Raw genomic sequence first — 19,161 nt, forward strand, 5'->3', positions numbered from 1 at the left:
ATGGCCGGACTTGTTCCGGCCATCCACGTCTTGGGACCTGGTGCGAGCGGCAAGTCGTGGATGCCCGGGCCAAGCCCGGGCATGACGTCGATCCCTCTCCCCGAGGAGAGACGAAGTGCCCGCCCTACCTCTTCTTCCCCGCCGGCAGGGGCTTCGCCGCCGCGCGGAAATCCTCCCACGGGTCGGCATCGAGGCTGGCGAGCCGCGTCGGGGCGTTGTCGACGGTGTATTGCGCGGCGCTGGCGAGCTGGTCGAGCTCCGCCCAGGTCACCGGCATCGACACCGCCGCGCCGGCGCGGGCACGGCTGGAATAGGGCGCTACCGCCGTTGCCCCGCGCGCATTGCGCAGATAGTCGACGAAGATGCGCCCGCCGCGCTTGGCCTTGGTCGCCACCGAGATGAAGCGGTCGGGATCGTCGGCCGCCATGGCGTCGGCAACGGCCTTCGCGTACTCCTTGGCCGGCGCCCAGCCGGCCTTGGAGCTGAGCGGCGTGACGACGTGCAGGCCCTTGCCGCCGGAGGTCTTCACGAAGGCCGCCATCTCGTCCGCCTCCAGCCGGGCGCGTACTTCCTTGGCGGCGGCGATCACCTCCGGCCAGCCGACGCCGGGGCCGGGGTCGAGGTCGAAGATCAGCATGTCCGGCTTCTCCAGCCCGGCGAGCGGCGCGCCCCAGGGGTGGATCTCCAGCGTGCCGGCCTGCACCAGCGCGATCAGCCCGTCGAAATCGGAGATGGTGAGCAGCGGCTCGCCGCCCTTGTCCTTGGGGTCGGGGACCAGCTTCACCGCCTTGTTGATGCCGCGCCAGGCGTGCTTCTGGAAGAAGCAGGCTTCCGCGATGCCGTCCGGGCAGCGCAGCAGCGCGAGCGGGCGGGCGACGATGAAGGGAGCGATCTTCGGCCAGACCTGCGTGTAGTAATCCACCAGCCCCTGCTTGGTGACGCCGTCCTCCGGCCAGTAGATGCGGTCGGGATGGGTGAGCTTGACGCTTGAGCCGGGCGGGCGATCTGCGTTCATCTCCGGTGCCCCTTCCTGAACCACCTCGGCGGCCGGCTTGTCCTCGCGCAGGCCGCGATAGGAAGCGTGGCGCAGATTGCGCTCGCCCGTCCAGCCCCGGAACTCGATCTCCGCCACCAGCGTCGGCTCAACGAAATGCACGCCGCGCGCGGCCTCGGCGGCGAGCTTGCCGGCGAAGGGGCTCTTGTCGCGTGCCAAAGGCTGGAGCTGCTTCCACAGGTCGGCGGCGACGCGGGCCGTGTAGCCGGTGCCGACGCGCCCGACATGGCGCAGTTTGCCGCCCAATTTGCCGGCCTCGTAAACGCCCAGAACCAGCGAGCCGATGGCGTGGTTGGAGACGGTGGAGGGCACATAGCCGCCAATGACGAATTCCTGCCGCTCGGTGCATTTCGACTTGCGCCAGTCCTTGGACCGGCCGGAGCGGTAGGGCGCGTCGGCGAGCTTGGAGACGAGGCCTTCGAGGCTCAGGCGGCAGGCATGCCGCAGCATGACGTCGCCATCCTCGTCGAAATGCTCGCTGTAGCGCAGCGGGTCGGGGACGCCGGCGAGCAGCTTCGCGAGCGCCGCCTTGCGCTCGACGAGCGGCTTGCTGCGCAGGTCCTCGCCGTCGAGGAACAGGAGGTCGAAGGCGTAGAACAGGAAGCGGTCGGTGCGCTCCTCGGAAAGGTCGGCCTGCAGCGTCGAGAAATGCGACGCGCCGTTGCCGCCTTCGACCACCAGTTCGCCGTCGATCAGCGCGTTCGAGAGGGGCAGCGCCTTGAACGCCTCGACCAGCCGAGAGCCGAAGCGCGCTGTCCAGTCGAGCCCGGTGCGGGTTAGCAGGCGCACCTCGCCATCCTCGATCCGCACCTCCAGCCGGTAGCCGTCGAACTTGATCTCATGCACCCAGCGCGTGCCGCTCGGCGCCTTGTCGACGAGGGTGGCGAGCTGCGGCTCGATGAAGTCGGGAAGTGGGGCGCCGGCGACGGTTTTGCGCTTCGCCGCGCCGCCGCTTGCCGCCTTCGCCTTGGCGGGCGTGGCCTTGGGCTTCGGGGCCGGCCGCAGCCTGCCGGTCTTGGACGACCAGCCCGGCGCGTCCTTGGCGATGGCGTCGAGGTCGCGGCCGGTCTTCACCGAATCCGGCAGCTCCTCGAGGATGTCGGACTGCTCCTCGGTACGGGCGAACTCGTCCTCGCCCTTGATCAGCAGCCAGTTCTCCTTTTTCTCGCGCGGCCGCGGATGCATGCGCACGAGATGCCAGCGCCCGTGCAGCTTCTCGCCGTCGAGCTCGAATTCGAGATGGCCCTTCTTGTAGGCGACATGGGCATCGCCGATCGGCGTCCAGGTGCCGGTGTCCCACAGCATCACCGTGCCGCCGCCATATTCGCCCTTGGGGATGGTGCCCTCGAAGCTGCCGTAATCGAGCGGGTGGTCCTCGACATGCACGGCGAGGCGCTTCTCGCCGGGCACCAGGCTCGGCCCGCGCGTCACCGCCCAGCTCTTCAGCACGCCGTCCATCTCCAGCCGGAAGTCGTAATGCAGGCGGCGGGCGTCGTGCTTCTGGATCAGGTAGAGGTTGCCCGCGCGGCGGGAAGTGCGCCCTTTCGGCTCCGAAGTGGTGTTGAAGTCGCGCTTGCGGCGGTAGGTCTCCAGGCCCATGGCGGATTACCCCGCCTTGCGCCGTGGCGGGGCCGCCGGCTTGGCCTTGGCGGTCGTCCGCCGCCTACCGGATTTGGCAGGCGGCTTCTCCGAGCCGCCCATGCCGGCGCTGCGGCGCAGCGCCTCCATCAGGTCGACCACCTTCTCCGGCACGCGGCGCTTCGGCGCCTTGATCTCGCGTCCCGCCGCCTTGGCGCGCACCAGCTCCACCACCGCCGCCTCGTAGCGGTCGTCGAACTCCTGCGGATCGAACTTCCCGCGCTTGGTCTCGATGATGTGGCGGGCGAGGTCGAGCATCTCCTTGTCGACCTTGATCTTCTCGACGTCCTCGAACGCCTCGTCGGCCGAGCGCACCTCGTAGTCGTAGTTCAGCGTCGTCGCGGTCAGCCCATCGTCAAGCGCGCGGATCAGCAGGGAGCGGGCGCGCCGGAACAGCACGGCATGGGCAAGGGCGGCGACGCTCTTCTTCTGCAGCCCGTCGCGGATCAGCGCATAGGCTTCCGTCGCCTCCTTGTCTGCCGGCGCGAGGTAATAGGGCCGGTCGAAATAGAGGTCGTCCACCTGATCGCACGGCACGAAGGCCTCGACCGACAGCGTCTTGTCGCCCTGCGGCACGGCGGCGGCGATCTCCTCCGGCTCGAACACCACATACTGGTCGGGTCCGGTCTCGTAGCCCTTCACCTGCTCGTCGCGCTCGACCTCCTCGCCGGTCTCGCGGTCGACGAATTGCCGCTTCACCCGGTTGCCGGTCTTGCGGTTAATGGTGTGGAACGACACGCGCTCGGAGGCGGAGACGGCGGTGTAGAGGGCGACCGGGCAGATCAGCTCGTCCACCTTCAGATAGCCCTTCCAGACGGCACGCGCGGCCATGCTCGGATCCTCCGTGAGGGGCGGAGCGCGCCCCTTCACGCCAACATCCGGCACGCCTTGCTGGTTCCGCGGGCGCCGGCAGCCGTCACCATGCGCCTTCCGCGCGGTGCGGACCAGCATACCTTGGGATGGCCGGCGGCGAGGTCTCGAAAAAAGCACCCAACCACTCCAATCGATCCTCATCCTGAGGTGCGAGCGCAGCGAGCCTCGAAGGATGGTCGGCACCGTGCGCCCGGACGAGCATCCTTCGAGGCCCGGCCCATGGCCGGGCACCTCAGGATGAGGTTCATCGGCGACGGTCAGTCCAGCTTCTCGCCGGTCAGTTCGCCGAGCCGGCGGCCCATCTCGTCGCTGTAGCGCTTGACCGCGTGCGCCTCGCTGAGCACGCCGACGAGCTGGCCCTGGCGCGTAGTTACCGCGAGCGCATCCGCCTCGGCATTGCCGAAGCGGTCGAGCGCCTCGCGGATGGTCATCTCCGGGTGCAGGCTGGTCTGGGTGAGGCGAAGCAGCCCCCGCAGGTTCGGCGGCGGCGCCTCGGCCTCGCCGGCGTCGTAGAGCGCGGCAGGCGAGACCATGCCGGCATAGAGGTCGTGCTCGGTGGCAACGAGATAGGAAGTGGAGCCGGGCGGGTAGCGCCGGCGCGCTTCGGCGAGCGGCGTGTCGATGTCGAGCTGCGGCACCTCGCGGCGCATCAGCGAGCCGACGGTGAGCTCGCGCAGCCAGCCTATGTCGTGCGCGCCGCGTATGTTCTCGCCGCGCAGGTGGAAGCGCCACGTCGTGAAGGAGAAGCCGAACAGCCGGCGCGTGACCAGCGAGGCGGCGGCCGCCCCCGCCAGCACGGCGAGGGTGAGGCTGAGGTCGCCCGTCATCTCCAGCGCCAGCAGCGTCATGGTCATCGGCCCGCCGACCACGGCGACGGCGAGCGCGCTCATGCCGATGAGTGCGTAGAAGGCGTGCGAGAATACCATGCCGGGCAGGAGCATCTCCAGCCCGGCGGCGTAGACCCGACCGGCGAGCACGCCCATCAGCAGCGAGGCGAAGAACAGGCCGCCGCGGAAGCCCGAGCCGATGGAGACGGAGGAGGCCGCCACCTTGGCGACCAGCAGCAGCCCGGCCAGCGCCAGCGTGCCGTCGGCGGCGACATAATAGTAGACCGCGCCGTGCCCTGCCGAGAGCACGGCCGGGCTCCACAACGCCAGCATGCCGACGATCAGCCCGCCCACCGCCGGACGCAGGAAGGCGGGGAGGGCCGAGCGGCGGAAGCCGGCCTCCACCAGCGTCGCCCCGCGCATCACCACGATGCCGACCAGCGCGCAGGCGACGCCGAGCAGCAGCACCGCCGGCAGGTCGGAGAGGCTCGGTGCGTCGAGCGCGGGCAGGGGTGGATGGCCTTCCGGGGCCAGCACCTGCCGGGTGAGAGCGGCGGTGAAGCTCGCCGTCATCATCGGCACGAAGGCGGGGATGGCATAGGTGCCGAGGATAAGCTCGAAGCCGTAGAAGGCGCCCATCAGCGGCGCGTTGAAGGCGGCGCCGATGGCCGCGCCGGCGCCGCAGGAGACCAGCAGCCGCAGGTCCGCGCGGCGGACGCGGAAGATGCGGCCGAGGAAGGAGGCGAGGCCACTGCCCGCCTGGGTGTAGCCCGCCTCCATGCCGACCGAGGCGCCCACGCCGCTGGAGAACAGCGTCTGCACCGTGACGATGAAGCTGTCCTTCAGCGACATGCGCCCGCCATGCAGCGCATTGGCCTCGATCGGGTCGACCGGCGCGGCCGAGCCGCGCAGCACCCACCAGGAGGCGAGGCCGAAGAGAAGGCCGCCGAGCGTCGGGCCGAGCAGCACCAGCGCGGGCGGGATGCCGGTCGTGACCGACAGATGGGCGCCGGCGGGAATGCGGAAGATGAGCTCGTGCAGCATCTGCCAGCCGGCATTCATGGCGATGACCACGAGCCCCGCCAGCACGCCGACCACCGCCGCGAGGGCGACGACGCTCAGCTCGCTCGCCCGCATCAGCCGGCGCAGGCGCTGCGGGATGGTCTCGCTGCCGGAGGTTGGATCGGAGGTCACGCTCGCCCCGTCTCGCACTGTCGCTGCCTCACTAGGCAATGCCCGCGCCATGCGCAACCGGCAAGGCGGCCATGCCGCCACGGCAGCTTACGTCACCGGGATATGATGGGCGGCATCGACCATCTCGCGCGCGACATGCTTACCTTTCAGTTGGAACCATTTCTCGGATTCGGGGCGGCCTGTGCGAGCGCGGCCGTCCCGGCGCAGCCAAGGAGTGCCTGACGATGGCCGACACGACCGACTACACGCCGCCGAAGGTGTGGACCTGGAACAAGCCGAATGGCGGCGAGTTCGCCAGCATCAACCGCCCCATCGCCGGGCCGACGCATGAGAAGGAGCTCCCCGTCGGCAAGCATCCGCTCCAGCTCTATTCGCTGGCGACGCCGAACGGGCAGAAGGTCACCATCATGCTGGAGGAGCTGCTGGCGCGTGGCCATAGCGGCGCCGAATATGACGCCTGGCTGATCCGCATCGGCCAGGGCGACCAGTTCTCCAGCGGCTTCGTCGAGGTGAACCCCAACTCCAAGATCCCGGCGCTGATGGACCGCTCCGGCGGGAAGCCGGTCCGCGTGTTCGAATCCGGCGCCATCCTCGTCTATCTGGCGGAGAAGTTCGGCGAGTTCCTGCCGACCGAGCCGGCGGCGCGCGCCGAGTGCCTGTCCTGGCTGTTCTGGCAGATGGGCTCGACGCCCTATGTCGGTGGCGGCTTCGGGCATTTCTACGCCTATGCGCCGGTGAAGATCGAATACGCCATCGACCGTTTCACCATGGAGACCAAGCGCCTGCTCGACGTGCTCGACCGGCGCCTCGCCGAGAGTGAGTATCTCGCCGGTCGCGACTACACCATCGCCGACATTGCCGCCTTCCCCTGGTATGGCGGCCTGGTGAAGGGCTGGAGCTACGGCGCCGCCGAATTCCTTTCGGCGCAGGATTACAAGAACGTGCTGCGCTGGGCCGACACCATCGCCGCCCGGCCGGCGGTGAAGCGCGGGCGCATGGTCAACCGCGCGTCGGGTGAACTTTCCGAGCAACTGCGCGAGCGCCACGACGCGCGTGACTTCGAAACGAGGACGCAGGACAAGCTGGAGGCGGCGCAGTAGCGCCGCCCCTTTGCGCGATCAGCGCACCGTCACCGACTTGGCGACCGCGACATTGCCGCGGATGGCGTTGGAATAGGGGCAGATGCCGTCGGCGCCGCGCACTAGCTCCTCGGCGGTCGCCTGGTCGACGCCGGCGATGGTGACGAACAGCGTCGCGGAGAGCATGAAGGCGTCCGCCTCGTTGCGGCTCAGCCCGATCTGCGCGACCACCTCGACATTGCCGTCGGCAAAGCGGTGGCCAGCCTGCCGGCCGATGCGCAGCAGCGCGTTCTCGAAGCAGGCCGCGTAGCCGCCGGCGAAGAGCTGCTCGGGATTGGTCGCCCCGCCCATGCCGCCGAGTTCCTTCGGGATGGCGAGGTCCAGCGCGAGGATGCCGTCCTCGCTGCGGATGGTGCCCTTGCGCCCGCCGGTCGCTGCGACGCGGGTCGAATAGAGGATGTTCATCGGTCGATCTCCGTGATGGCGCGGCGACTATTGCCGACCCGTCCGGGGCCGTCCTGCGAAAGCGCCCGGCCGATATCGCGCCGGCACGGCGTCTTCGCGGAAGCTTCGGATGCCGCTTCCGGCGACTGGAAGCGGCTCCCCCGTCCGCTGCCGCCTTCAAGATCGCACGATGGCGAAGTCGAAATTTCCCGCTTGCAGCCCATGTCCGCCTCCGAGGGGCGGGCGTGCTTTGACTTTTTAATTGCGATCGCCATCATAACTCCATGCGATCCACACGCGACGCCGAGCCGGCGTCCACATTGCAGGAGACATTCGATGACGACCGCTCTGGTAACTGGCGCCTCGACCGGCATTGGTGCTGTCTATGCCGACAGGCTGGCGGCACGCGGCCATGACCTCGTGCTGGTGGCGCGCGACACCGGCCGGCTCGACGCGCTCGCGGCTCGGCTCGCGGCCGAACATGGCGTGAAGACCCAGGTGATCACCGCCGACCTGACCGACCCCGCACAACTGGCTGGTGTTCAGGATCGACTGCGCGGTGGCAGCCCGGTCGATCTGCTGATCAACAATGCAGGGGCGACCTTGTCGGACGGCTTCGACGGCGTCGACGGCGCACGGCTCGAATGGCTGATCCGCCTCAACGTGACCGCGCCGACGCTTCTCGCCCATGCGGTGATTCCCGGCATGCTGGCGCGCGGCGCCGGCGCGATCGTCAACCTCAGTTCGGTCATCGGGCTGGCGCCGGAGATATCGACCGGCATCTATGGGGCGACCAAGGCCTATATGCTCACCTTCTCGCATGCGCTCACCGCCGAGTTCGGCGAGAAGGGAATCTATGTGCAGGCTGTGCTGCCCGCTGCCACCCGCACGGAAATCTGGGAGCGCTCCGGGCGCGACGTGAACCAAATTCCAGGAGTCATGGAGGTCGATGACCTTGTCGATGCAGCGCTGGTGGGATTCGATCGCCGCGAGGCGGTGACGATCCCCCCGCTGCCGGATGCCGCGTCGTGGGAAGCGTTCGAAGCCGCACGGCACGCCATGTTACCGGGCTTCCGCAACTCCACGCCCGCCGCTCGATACCGCGTCTGAGCGCGGCGACGCGCACCTCGCCGCGTCATCGGGATCGTCGACCCTCAGCCCTTCGCGGCCGCTCCCTCCACCGCGGCTGCGGTGATGCAGGCGATGCCGAGCGCGTCGAACTGCCGGCGCGTGGCGGCGGCCGAGCCGTCGACGTCGATGGCGCGGCAGGCGTCCTCGACCACCACCGTCTCGAAACCGATCCGCCGCGCGTCCTCGGCCGAATAGCGCACGCAGAAGTCGAAGGCGAGGCCGGCGAGGAACACCCGGCGGAAGCCGCGCTCGCGCAGATAGCTGGCGAGGCCGGTCGGGGTGCGCCGGTCGTTCTCGTAGAAGGCGGAGTAGGAATCGATCCCCGGGTGGTAGCCCTTGCGCAGGATGAGCTCGGCATGGGGCACGTCGAGGTCGTCGCGGAAGGCGGCGCCGCGCGTGCCCTGAACGCAATGGTCCGGCCACAGGATCTGCGCGCCGTACTCGACGTCGATGGTCTGGTAGGGCTGCGCGCCGGCGTGCGAGGAGGCGAAGGAGAGGTGGCCCGGCGGGTGCCAGTCCTGCGTCAGCACCACATGGGCGAAGCGCTTCGCCATCCGGTTGACCACCGGCACGACCTGGTCGCCGCGCGGCACGCCGAGACGTCCGCCGGGACAGAAATCGTTCTGGATGTCGACGACCAGAAGGACGTCGTGGCGTCGGGGGACGTGGCGTTCGGTCATTCAGGCGTCCTAGCCCCGTGCCATCGGCCTGTCCACCGCTGCAGGCCGTTACCGGCGCTTCTCCGGCGCCTGTTCACGCGTGCGTGAGATTGCAAGGCTTTTCGGGGTCGCCGGGCCGCTCGCGGCCAACACCGAGCTGTGATGCACAGCCCGGCTGTAACCTTATAACGTCCCGCTCCGTATTAGCCGGGGAAGGCGGATGAACCGCCGACGGGAGCACGAGATGCTGACGCGACGCTTTCTGATGCTGACGGGTGCCGCGGGCCTTACCGCCGCCTGGCTCCGGCCGGGGCGGGATGCAAGGGCGGCGGAGACCTATCCGGTCACTTACACCGATGCCGAATGGCGCCAGCGCCTGACGCCGCAGCAATACACCGTGCTGCGCAAGGACGGCACGGAGCGGCCCTATTCCAGCCCGCTGAACGACGAGCACCGCCGCGGCACCTTCGCCTGCGCCGGCTGCGACAACGAGCTGTTCTCCTCCGCCACCAAGTTCGACAGCGGCACCGGCTGGCCGAGCTTCTGGGCGCCGCTGGAGAAGGCGGTGGGCGAGACGCGCGACGTCTCCTTCGGCATGGTGCGCACCGCCGTCCACTGCGCCCGCTGCGGCGGCCATCTCGGCCATGTCTTTGACGACGGGCCGAAGCCGACCGGGCTGCGCTACTGCATGAACGGCGTGGCGATGACCTTCAAGCCGGTCGCGGCGTGAGGGCCGTGACCCGCGATTTCCCTCATGGCCGGGCTTGACCCGGCCACCTAGGGCTCAGCGTGAAACCTCGCGGCACGCAAGCCGGGTCCCCGGTCAAGCCGGGGATGAGGGACATAGAGTTACGCGACAGATCCGAGACGCATCATGCTGCTGTTCGTCCTCGCCTATCTCGGCGGCGTGCTGACCATCGTCAGCCCGTGCATCCTGCCCGTGCTGCCCTTCGTCTTCGCCCGCGCCGGGCAGCCCTTCCTGCGCTCCGGCCTGCCCATGCTGCTCGGCATGGCGGTGAGCTTCGCGCTCGTGGCGAGCCTCGCGGCGGTGGCCGGCGGCTGGGCGGTGGCGGCGAACCAGTATGGGCGGTTGGCGGCGCTGGTGCTGCTGGCGCTGTTCGGCCTCGCCTTGCTGATCCCGAGCCTCGCCGAAAAGGCGACGGCGCCGCTGGTGGCGCTGGGCGGGCGGCTGTCGCAGTCGGCGGATGGCAGCGCAGGCGGGATTTTCCCCTCGGTGCTGCTCGGCGTGGCGACGGGCCTGCTCTGGGCGCCCTGCGCCGGGCCGGTGCTCGGCCTCATCCTTACCGGCGCGGCGCTCAACGGCGCCAATGTCGGCACCAGCCTACTCCTACTCGCCTATGCCGCCGGCGCCGCCACCTCGCTGGCGCTGGCGCTGCTGGTCGGCGGACAGGTCTTTGCGGCGATGAAGCGCTCGCTCGGCGTTGGCGAATGGATGCGGCGCGGTCTCGGGGCGTTGGTGCTGGTGGCGGTCGGCGCCATCGCGCTCGGCCTCGACACCGGCTTCCTCACCCGCGTCTCGCTCGCCGGCACCAATGCGCTGGAGCAGGGGCTGATCGACCGCCTCAATCCGCCGCCTGCCGGTGGCCCCGCCATGATGGCGAGCGGCGACGCCATGATGAGCGCCAACCCGGCGATGAGCAGCGACGCGCCGGCGATGATGAGCGCCAATCCCGCCATGACGGGCGCCCCGGCGATGACGGGCAGCAATCCGGCGATGATGGCGAGCAGCAACGCCGCCATGATGAGCGCCAACCCGGCGATGATGGCCAAGTCCGACGCTGCCGCCGGCACCAATGGCGCGCCTTCCCTGCCGGTCGAGGGCATGCTGCCCTCGCTCAAAGGCGCCACGGGCTGGCTTAACTCAGCCCCGCTGACCGCCGAGAGCCTCAAGGGCAAGGTCGTGCTGATCGACTTCTGGACCTATTCCTGCATCAACTGCCTGCGGACCATTCCCTATGTCCGGGCCTGGGCGGAGAAGTACAAGGACCAGGGCCTCGTGGTGATCGGCGTGCATTCGCCCGAATTCGCCTTCGAGCGCGACGTCGACAATGTGAAGAAGGCCGTTGCCGACCTGAAGATCACCTATCCGGTCGCCATCGACAACGACTATGCCATCTGGCGCGCCTTCAAGAACCAGTACTGGCCGGCGCACTACTTCATCGATGCGCAGGGCCGCATCCGCTACCACCATTTCGGCGAGGGCGGCTACGAGGAATCCGAGCGCGTCATCCAGCAGCTGCTGGCGGAGGCCGGCCGTAGGGACGTCACATCCGGCACGGTCGATGTGAAGGCCACCGGCGCCGAGGCCGCCTCCGACATGAAGGACGTGATGTCGCCCGAGACCTATGTCGGCTTCGAGCGCGCGGAGAACTTCGTCTCGCCGGGCGGCGCGGCGCAGGGCGAGCCGAAGGACTACGCCGCCGGCGACCCGCGCCTCAACGAATGGGGTCTCGTCGGCAAATGGACCATCGGCACCGAGCAGGCCAGCCTCGACGCGCCGGACGGGGCCATCGTCTACCGCTTCCACGCCCGCGACCTGCACCTCGTGCTCGGCCCCGGCGCGAACGGCAAGCCCGTGCGCTTCCGCGTCACCATCGACGGCAAGCCGCCGGGCGACGCCCACGGCATGGATGTCGATGCGCAGGGGGAGGGCGTGGTTACCGGCCAGCGCCTCTACCAGCTCATCCGCCAACCCGGCGAGATCGGCGACCGCACCTTCGAGATCCGTTTCCTCGACCCCGGCGTCGAGGCCTACGCCTTCACCTTCGGCTGAGTAAGCCGGCTAACTTCGGAGAGACCTGATGAAAGCGTCCTCTTTCCTCTTTGTCGGCGCCGCCCTGCTGGCGCTCGCCGGCGCCGCCCGCATCATCCCCGCCTCGGCCGAGGAAGGCATCGCCATTCCCGCGCCGACGCTCGACGAGACAGCGCCCAAGGATCAGGAAGTCGCGGTCCTCGCCGGCGGCTGCTTCTGGGGCGTGCAGGGCGTGTTCCAGCATGTCGAGGGCGTCACCAGTGCCGTCTCCGGCTATGCCGGCGGCGACCAGTCCATGGCGCAGTACGAGCTGGTCGGCACCGGCTCGACCGGCCATGCGGAAGCGGTGAAGGTCACCTTCGATCCGCGCAAGGTCAGCTACGGCAAGATCCTGCAGATCTATTTCTCGGTGGCGCACGACCCGACCCAGCTCAACCGGCAGGGGCCGGATCGCGGCACGCAGTACCGCTCGGCGATCTTCGCCTTGAGCGACGAGCAGGCGAAGATCGCCAAGGCCTATATCGCCCAGCTCAACCAGGCGCGGGTGTTCAGCGCGGCCATCGTGACGAAGATCGAGCCGGGCAAGCCCTTCTTCCCGGCCGAGGCCTATCACCAGGATTTCCTGACGCGGAATCCGACCTATCCCTACATCGTCATCAACGACCTGCCGAAGATAGAGAACCTGAAGCGCCTCTTCGCCGACCGTTACCGCGACAAGCCGGTGCTGGTGGCGGATATGGGCAAGCCCGCCACGCAGTGAGCGGACGCGCCGCTCCATCTCATCGTACCGACGGCATCGCCCCGCGGCTTCCCCAAGTCGCGGGGCAAAACTTTGCATGCTTCTCCGGCGGGGTTGACGCTCGTCTCTCGGAGCGGCAATCAGGAGGGGTGCCTGGTTTTGGCAAGCTAAAATTCATAGCCGTGACTTAGGGTTCGCGGCTTCATCGAAGGGTCGTCGTCTTGGCGCGGCCTCCTTTCATGGTCCCGGAACCCCAGTCGGGAGATGATATTGGCGGGTCGACGCAAACCGCGCCCCTGGCATTTCTTTCCCGCGATCCTCATCGTGACGATGGCGCTCGGCCCGTCGGCGGGACCGGCGCGCGCGCAGATTTTCGGTGGCCCGCAGAACCAGTCGGAAGACGGGCAGGAGAACCCCGGCCTGTTCGGCTCGTTCTTCAACCTGTTCAATCCGCAGCGCACGGCCGATGCCGGCCCGCCGGTGCCCGATGCCGTGCGCTATACCGTGGCGATCGAGGTGAAGGGCGGCGACAGCGCGCTGCGCACCGCGGTCGAAGGCGCCTCCAGCCTCGAAAGCCTGAAGACGCGCGCGCCCGCCGGCGCCGCCGGGCTGGTGCGTCGCGCACTGGCGGATGAGCGCTCTATCAACGCCGCGCTCTATTCGGCCGGCTACTATGCCGGCACCATCGCCATCACGCTGGCCGGCAGCCCGCCGGATGCGCCGAACATCTTCGACGTCGTCGATGCCGCTCGTGCGCGCGGCCCCGTGCCGGTGCGGGTCGAGGTGACGGCCGGGCCGCTGTTCCATTTCGGCCGCATCTCCATCCTAGAGGCCGGCACGCGTCGCCCGCTCAACGACGCACCGACGCTCAGCCGCCTGCGCCTCGTGCCGGGCGAGCCGGCCCGCGCCGACGCCATCGTGCGGGCGGAGGGCGTGCTCGTCGATCATTGGCGCCGCGCCGGCCACCCCTTCGCCCGCGTCGCCGACAAGGACGTGGTGGCCGACCATGCGAGCAAGCAGCTCGACGTCACGCTCTATGTCGCGCCCGGTCCGGTCGCTACCTTCGGCCGCTTCACCGTGTCGGGTGCCGATTTCCTCACCCCCGGCTTCGTCGAGGAGCGCATCGAGATCCCGCCGGGCACGCTCTATTCGCCGGACACGCTGGATCGCCTGCGCCGGCGCCTGCTGAAATACGAGTCCATCGCCAGCGTACGCATCCGCGAAGCGGAGAAGCTCGACCCCGACGGCAGCCTGCCGATCCATATCGAAGTGTCCGCCCGCAAGCCGCGCTATTTCGGCTTCGGCGCTTCCTATTCCTCCACCGACGGCTCGGCGGTGAACGTTTATTGGGGCCATCGCAACCTGTTCGGCGGCGGCGAGACGCTGCGCCTCGACGCCAAGGCCTCCTGGTTCGGCGAGAAGTCGGAAGCCGTGCCGGACGCCGATCCCTTCGGCTATCGCTTCGCCGCCACCTTCATGAAGCCGGGCATCTATACGGCGCAGGACGATCTCGTCGCCGAGGCGGCCGTGCTGCGCGAAGTCACCAACGCCTATGTGCGCGAGGCGGCCACGCTGCTCGCCGGCGTGCGCCACCGCTACAGCGACGAGCTCAGCCTCCAGGTCAGCGTCGATCTCGAAGCCTCCACCGTCGAGGACAGCTACGGCACCGGCGACTATTCCATCGTCGGGATCCCCATCGAGCTGAAATACGATTCGACCGACAACGAGCTCGATCCCTCGCGCGGCATCCGCGCCTCCGGCATCGTCGAGCCCTTCGCCTATCTCGGCGATGCCGGCGCCGGCCCGACCATGATCAAGGCCTCGCTTGCCGCCTATCACGCGGTCGACGAGGACAAGCGCCTCATCATCGCCGGGCGCATGGCGGCGGGCAGCGTCTTCGGCGCCAGCCTGTTCGACATCCCGCCGCAGCGCCGCTTCTACGTCGGCGGCGGCGGCTCGCTGCGCGGCTACGAGTACCAGTCCGCCAGCCCGCGCAACGAGGACGGCATCATCATAGGCGGCCGCAGCTTCTTCGAGGCCTCGATCGAGGCGCGCTGGCGCGTCACCGAAACGATCGGCATCGTGCCCTTCCTCGACATGGGCTCGGCCTTCGCCTCCGAATGGCCGGACTTCGACAGCATGAAATATTCGGCCGGTGTGGGCCTGCGCTACTACACGGCTATCGGCCCGCTGCGCCTCGATCTCGCCTTCCCGCTCAATCCGGGGCCGGACGACGGCGACTTCGGCGTCTATGTCAGCCTGGGGCAGGCCTTCTGATGAAACGCGCGCTCCGATCCGTCCTGTTCGCTCTGCTGCTGCTTGTGGCGCTGGTCGCCGCCGCCTTCGGCGTGTTGCAGACGACGCCGGGCAAGGCGCTGCTGGCGCGCACCGCTTCTTCGCTGGCCTCGTCCGGTGGGATGCAGGTCGACATCCGCGACATCAGTGGCTTTGTCCCCTTCGACATGGGCGTCGGCGCCATCGAGCTCGCCGACGCCAAGGGACCGTTCGCCCGCATCGACGGCGCGCGGCTCGACTGGCGGCCGCTGGCGCTGCTCTCCGGCCGGCTCGACGTGACGACGCTCGCCGCCCAGCGCGTCGAGCTCCAGCGCCGGCCCGAGCTGCCGCCCTCCGAGCCTTCCACCAGCAGCGGCGGCTCGTCCTTCGCCCTGCCGGTGCGGGTCGAGACCCTCACCATTCCCGACATCGTGCTGGACGAGCCGGTACTCGGCCATGCCGCGCAATTGTCGCTCACCGGCTCCGCCGATCTCGCCTCGCTGGCGCAAGGGCTGTCGCTCACCTTCGCGCTGGAGCGCCGGGATGAGCCGGGGAGCGTCTCGGGTTCCGCCGCCTATGCGCCGGAGGGCGAGCGGCTCGACCTCGACATCGCTGCGCGCGAGCCGGCCGGCGGGCTGATCGCCCGTGCCGCCGGCATGGAAGGGCTGCCCGCGCTCGAAGCGACGCTGAAGGGTTCCGGCCCGCTCGATGCCTGGAACGGGCAGCTGGCGCTTTCCGCCGGCGACGTCGCCGCGGTGAGCGGTGCCGCCGGCATTCGCGCCACCCCGCAGGGCCGCCGCCTGACCTTCGGCCTCGACGCCGATATCGCCCGTCTGCTGCCGGCCGATCTTGCGCCGCTGTTCGAGGGCCGCACCGAGCTTGCCGGCGCGGCGACGCTGAGCAACGAGCGCGACATCGCCATCGAGAATTTCACCGCCCGCGCCGCCGGCTTCAACGCTTCCGCCGGCGGCACGCTCGACGCGGCGAACACTGCCGATCTGACCTTCGACGTCACGCTCGGCGATGCCGCCCGCTTTGCCGCGCTGGCGCGGGGCGCGACCTGGCGCAGCCTGCGCCTCGCCGGCACGGCCAAGGGCGCGCTCGCGGCGCCCGCCGTCGAGGCGCGGCTCGACGCCGAGGGGCTCGACGGCATGGGCTATGGCGCCGGCACGCTGGCGGCGACGCTGCGCACCGTGCCGGATGCGGTGGGTAATCTTGCTCTGTCGGTCGAAGGCACGGCGGAAGGGCTCACCGCGATCGATCCGCAGGTCGCGGCGGCGCTGGGTACGGTGGGGAATTTCAGTGCCGCGGGCACTCTGCCCGCCGGCGGCGATCCGCTGCGCGCCACGCTGACCGGCGCCGCCATCCGCCTCGCGGCGCTCACCAGCCAGTTCACCGGCCGCGCCGGCGCCGACGCCATCGACGGCGAGGTGAAGGTCGAGCGGCTCGACCTCGCCGCCTTCGCGCCGCTCGCCGGGCGTCCGCTGGCCGGCACCGCTGCCTTCGACGCGAATGTGTCGGCCGCCGCCGACCTCTCCCGCGCCAGCCTCAACCTGCGCGGCTCCGCGAGCGGGCTCGCGACCGGCATCGCCCAGCTCGACGGCCTCGTCGGCAAGAGCCTGAACGTCGACGGCGCGCTCGCCCGCGACGGCGCGAACGCCATCTCCGTCAGCAATCTCAAGATCGATACCGAAGGCATTAGCGCGACGGTGGACGGGCGCATCGCCACCGATGTCGCCGACCTCACCGCCAAGGCGACGCTCGACAACCTCGCCCGGCTCGACCCGCGCCTCGCCGGCGCGGCGCAGGCGGAGGCGGCGTTCTCCGGCTCGCTGGAGGATCTCGGCGTCAAGGCGAAGGTGCTGGTGCCGCAGGGCTCCGCCGAGGGCCGGCCGATCCGCGACCTCGCGCTGGACGTGACCGCGACCGACATCACCGGCGCGGTCGCCGGCACGCTGAACCTCACCGGCGAGGTCGCCGGCAAGCCCGCGCGCGGCACGGCGGCGCTGACGACCGAAGGAAACGGCACGCGGCGCCTCTCCGGCCTCGATCTTTCCATCGGCTCGGTAACGGCGAAGGGCGACGTCGCCCTGCGCACCGACAATCTGGCCGAGGGCAGCCTGACCATCGCCGCCGGCGACCTCGCCGATGTCGCCGCCCTCGCCTTGACGCAGGTGGCCGGCCAGCTGAACGCCGATGTCCGCCTCGACGCCGCCGACGGCCGCCAGCGCGCGGCGGTGAAGGCGAGCGCCGAGCGGCTGCAGGCCATGGGCCGCTCGGTCGGTTCGGCCACTATCGACGCGACCGTCGTCGATCCCACCGGCATTCCGCTGGTCAACGGCACGGCGGATTTGCGCGCTGTCGACCTGTCCGGCGTGGTCATCGAGACCGCCTCGCTGCGCGCGAACGGCAACGCCACCGGCACCGACCTCACCCTCGACGCCGTCGCGCAAGGGACGACGCTGCGCACCGCCGGCCGGCTGGAGCCGCGCGAGGGCGGCGCCCGGCTGCGGCTCGACCGCCTCACCGCCGCGCGCGGCACTCTCAATGCGGCGATGACGGCGCCGGCGACCTTCACCCTCGCCAACGGCGCGGTGACCATCGACCGCTTCGCGCTCTCCGCCAGTGGCGGCACGGCCACCGTCTCGGGCACGGCCGGCGAGACGCTCGACCTGTCGGTCGACTTGCGCGCGCTGCCGCTGTCGCTGGCCAACCTCGCCGCGCCCAGCGCCAACCTCTCCGGCACGCTGGCGGGAACCGCCCGTATCGGCGGCACGGCGGCGGCACCGACCGGCAATTACGATTTGCGCGTCGCCCGGCTGAGCAATCCCGACCTCGCCAGTTCTGGCGCCGGCCCGTTCGACATCACCGCCAACGGCACGCTTGCGGGCGGCCGCGCCAATCTGCGCGCGACGGTCTCGGGCCAGCATCTTCAAGGCTTCACGGTGAACGGCTCGGTGCCGCTGGGCGCCGGCGAACTCGATCTGGCGCTGCGCGGCGCCATCAACCTCGCCATCGCCAACCCGCTGCTCGCCACCACCGGTGCCCGCGTCACCGGCATCGCCAATGTCGACGCCACCATCCGCGGCACTGCGGCGGCTCCCCGTGCGGGCGGCACGGTGCGCGTTTCCGGCGGGCGCTTCGACGACGCGGTGAACGGCGTCTCCCTCGACCAGATCGAGGCGGTGCTGACCGGCACCGACCGCTCGGTGACCCTCACGAGCTTGCGCGCCCGCACCACCAATGGCGGCAGCGTCACCGGCCGCGGCAATGTCGCCCTCGATCCCGCCGCCTTCTATCCGGGCCGCGTCGACCTCGACCTGACCAATGCGGCGCTGGTCAACAGCGACCTGATGCGCTTGGTCGCCGAAGGTCGGCTCGGCGTGGAGGGCGCCTTCCTGCGCGATCCCCGCCTCACCGGGCGCCTCACTTTGCGTGCGCTCGACATCAACATCCCCGACCGCTTCCCCGGTGGCGTGCAGAACCTCAATGTACGCCACGTCAATGATGGCGGCCGGCGCCCGCGTGCCACCGCGCCGCCCCGACCCTCGGCACAGCAGGCGCGCGGCAGCGGGCTTCCGCTCGACCTCGTCGTGTCGGCGCCGAACAACAACGTCTTCGTGCGCGGCCTCGGCATCGAGGCGCAGCTCGGCGGCGAATTGAAGCTCTCGGGCACCAGCCGCGCGCCGGTGACGCTCGGCGCCTTCGAGCTGCGCCGCGGCACCTTCGATTTCGGCGGACGGCGGCTCACCTTCACCCGCGGCCGCATCACCTTCACCGGCACTACCGATCCCGAGCTCGACTTCGTCGCCGAGACCACCAGCGCCGATATCACCGCGCGTGTGCTGGTCTCCGGCCCGGCGTCGCGGCCGGTCGTGAGCTTCGATTCCACGCCGACCCTGCCGCAGGACGAGGTGCTGTCGCGGCTGCTGTTCGGCCGCGCCGCCGGCTCGCTCAGCGCCGGCCAGGCGATCCAGCTCGCCCAGGTCGTCGCCCAGTTTTCCGGCGGCGCCGGCGTGCTGGAGAACATGCGCCGCTCGCTCGGCGTCGACAGCCTGGAGGTCGGCACCAATGCCGAGGGCACGGGCGGGCAGGTCGGCATCGGGCGACGGCTCAACGACAACATCTATCTCGGCGTGCGCCAGGGCACGACGCCGGGTTCGAGCCGGGTGACGGTCGATGTCGACGTCACCAAGAACATCCGCCTGCAGGGCGCCACCGGCGCCGACGGCTCCGCCGAGGTCGGCATCGGCGCGCAGTGGGATTACTGAAGGTGCTCCGGAATTCCCGTCCTTGATGGCCCTCATCCTGAGGTGCCCGGCGTCAGCCGGGCCTCGAAGGATGCTCATCCGGGCGCGCTCAACCCACCATCCTTCGAGGCTCGCTGCGCTCGCACCTCAGGATGAGGGTGCATTGTGGGCAGACCCTTCCGGCGATCTGTCGACACGTCTCTCTTGCTAGTCCCGCTGGTCGACG

The 19,161-nt window shown here is 69.9% G+C and carries 13 protein-coding genes; 7 read left to right on the top strand and 6 right to left on the bottom strand.

Annotation, left to right across the window (positions count from 1 at the left end; all coding sequences use genetic code 11):
• Positions 1-124: 124 nt before the first annotated feature.
• The 3 genes from ligD to SNOV_RS04105 all read right to left on the bottom strand — a co-directional run bounded on the left by ligD (position 125) and on the right by SNOV_RS04105 (position 5,586).
• A complete protein-coding gene (gene ligD, locus SNOV_RS04095) occupies positions 125-2,653 on the bottom strand; it encodes a DNA ligase D (protein ID WP_013165649.1) in 2,529 nt (842 codons plus the stop codon).
• A gap of 6 nt (positions 2,654-2,659) precedes the next feature.
• A complete protein-coding gene (gene ku / locus SNOV_RS04100; RefSeq protein ID WP_013165650.1) occupies positions 2,660-3,523 on the bottom strand; it encodes a non-homologous end joining protein Ku in 864 nt (287 codons plus the stop codon).
• 299 nt (positions 3,524-3,822) lie between these two features.
• Entirely contained in the window at positions 3,823-5,586 is a 1,764-nt protein-coding gene (locus SNOV_RS04105; protein ID WP_041781980.1) for a chloride channel protein, read from the bottom strand.
• Between the two features lie 224 nt (positions 5,587-5,810).
• Here SNOV_RS04105 and yghU point away from each other — a divergent pair, with 224 nt between their 5' ends.
• Positions 5,811-6,686, top strand: coding sequence for a glutathione-dependent disulfide-bond oxidoreductase (yghU, locus tag SNOV_RS04110; protein ID WP_013165652.1), 876 nt, complete (start codon positions 5,811-5,813; stop codon positions 6,684-6,686).
• Positions 6,687-6,704: 18 nt separating this feature from the next.
• Here the strand turns inward: yghU and SNOV_RS04115 are convergent, their stop codons facing one another.
• A complete protein-coding gene (locus tag SNOV_RS04115; RefSeq protein WP_013165653.1) occupies positions 6,705-7,130 on the bottom strand; it encodes an organic hydroperoxide resistance protein in 426 nt (141 codons plus the stop codon).
• Complete coding sequence (locus SNOV_RS23350) at positions 7,127-7,384, bottom strand: hypothetical protein (RefSeq protein ID WP_144295944.1); 258 nt, start codon at positions 7,382-7,384, stop codon at positions 7,127-7,129. The genes SNOV_RS04115 and SNOV_RS23350 overlap by 4 nt, the downstream gene beginning before the upstream one ends.
• Positions 7,385-7,445: 61 nt before the next feature.
• On the opposite strand from SNOV_RS23350, the gene SNOV_RS04120 reads away from it, so the two are divergent.
• A complete protein-coding gene (locus SNOV_RS04120) occupies positions 7,446-8,219 on the top strand; it encodes an SDR family NAD(P)-dependent oxidoreductase (RefSeq protein ID WP_013165654.1) in 774 nt (257 codons plus the stop codon).
• A 44-nt stretch (positions 8,220-8,263) separates the two neighbouring features.
• Here SNOV_RS04120 and pncA read toward each other — a convergent pair whose 3' ends face one another.
• Positions 8,264-8,920 (bottom strand): bifunctional nicotinamidase/pyrazinamidase, encoded by a 657-nt coding sequence (pncA, locus tag SNOV_RS04125; protein WP_013165655.1) that lies wholly within the window; start codon positions 8,918-8,920, stop codon positions 8,264-8,266.
• 223 nt (positions 8,921-9,143) lie between these two features.
• Between pncA and msrB the strand changes: the two genes are divergently transcribed.
• The 5 genes from msrB (at position 9,144) to SNOV_RS04150 (ending at position 18,956) form a co-directional block, all read left to right on the top strand.
• Positions 9,144-9,629, top strand: a complete 486-nt coding sequence (msrB, locus tag SNOV_RS04130) for a peptide-methionine (R)-S-oxide reductase MsrB (RefSeq protein WP_013165656.1) — start codon at positions 9,144-9,146, stop codon at positions 9,627-9,629.
• A 144-nt stretch (positions 9,630-9,773) separates the two neighbouring features.
• A complete protein-coding gene (locus tag SNOV_RS04135; protein ID WP_013165657.1) occupies positions 9,774-11,693 on the top strand; it encodes a redoxin domain-containing protein in 1,920 nt (639 codons plus the stop codon).
• A 28-nt stretch (positions 11,694-11,721) separates the two neighbouring features.
• On the top strand, positions 11,722-12,432 hold the full coding sequence (gene msrA / locus SNOV_RS04140; RefSeq protein WP_013165658.1) for a peptide-methionine (S)-S-oxide reductase MsrA: 711 nt from the start codon (positions 11,722-11,724) through the stop codon (positions 12,430-12,432).
• Positions 12,433-12,675: 243 nt separating this feature from the next.
• Positions 12,676-14,688, top strand: coding sequence for an autotransporter assembly complex protein TamA (locus tag SNOV_RS04145; RefSeq protein WP_417871990.1), 2,013 nt, complete (start codon positions 12,676-12,678; stop codon positions 14,686-14,688).
• The gene (locus SNOV_RS04150) at positions 14,688-18,956 is read left to right on the top strand and encodes a translocation/assembly module TamB domain-containing protein (RefSeq protein WP_013165660.1); all 4,269 of its coding nucleotides are present in this window, start codon (positions 14,688-14,690) and stop codon (positions 18,954-18,956) included. The genes SNOV_RS04145 and SNOV_RS04150 overlap by 1 nt, the downstream gene beginning before the upstream one ends.
• Positions 18,957-19,161: the final 205 nt, after the last annotated feature.

This window comes from Ancylobacter novellus DSM 506, assembly GCF_000092925.1.
Lineage (GTDB): Bacteria > Pseudomonadota > Alphaproteobacteria > Rhizobiales > Xanthobacteraceae > Ancylobacter > Ancylobacter novellus.

Excerpts from the sequence above, each read along its gene's own strand:
- msrA (WP_013165658.1), top strand. The coding sequence starts at position 11,722 with ATGAAAGCGTCCTCTTTCCTCTTTGTCGGCGCCGCCCTGCTGGCGCTC.
- pncA (WP_013165655.1), bottom strand. The coding sequence starts at position 8,920 with ATGACCGAACGCCACGTCCCCCGACGCCACGACGTCCTTCTGGTCGTC.
- SNOV_RS04145 (WP_417871990.1), top strand. The coding sequence starts at position 12,676 with ATGATATTGGCGGGTCGACGCAAACCGCGCCCCTGGCATTTCTTTCCC.
- SNOV_RS23350 (WP_144295944.1), bottom strand. The coding sequence starts at position 7,384 with ATGGCGATCGCAATTAAAAAGTCAAAGCACGCCCGCCCCTCGGAGGCG.
- yghU (WP_013165652.1), top strand. The coding sequence starts at position 5,811 with ATGGCCGACACGACCGACTACACGCCGCCGAAGGTGTGGACCTGGAAC.
- SNOV_RS04120 (WP_013165654.1), top strand. The coding sequence starts at position 7,446 with ATGACGACCGCTCTGGTAACTGGCGCCTCGACCGGCATTGGTGCTGTC.
- ku (WP_013165650.1), bottom strand. The coding sequence starts at position 3,523 with ATGGCCGCGCGTGCCGTCTGGAAGGGCTATCTGAAGGTGGACGAGCTG.
- ligD (WP_013165649.1), bottom strand. The coding sequence starts at position 2,653 with ATGGGCCTGGAGACCTACCGCCGCAAGCGCGACTTCAACACCACTTCG.
- SNOV_RS04115 (WP_013165653.1), bottom strand. The coding sequence starts at position 7,130 with ATGAACATCCTCTATTCGACCCGCGTCGCAGCGACCGGCGGGCGCAAG.
- msrB (WP_013165656.1), top strand. The coding sequence starts at position 9,144 with ATGCTGACGCGACGCTTTCTGATGCTGACGGGTGCCGCGGGCCTTACC.
- SNOV_RS04135 (WP_013165657.1), top strand. The coding sequence starts at position 9,774 with ATGCTGCTGTTCGTCCTCGCCTATCTCGGCGGCGTGCTGACCATCGTC.
- SNOV_RS04150 (WP_013165660.1), top strand. The coding sequence starts at position 14,688 with ATGAAACGCGCGCTCCGATCCGTCCTGTTCGCTCTGCTGCTGCTTGTG.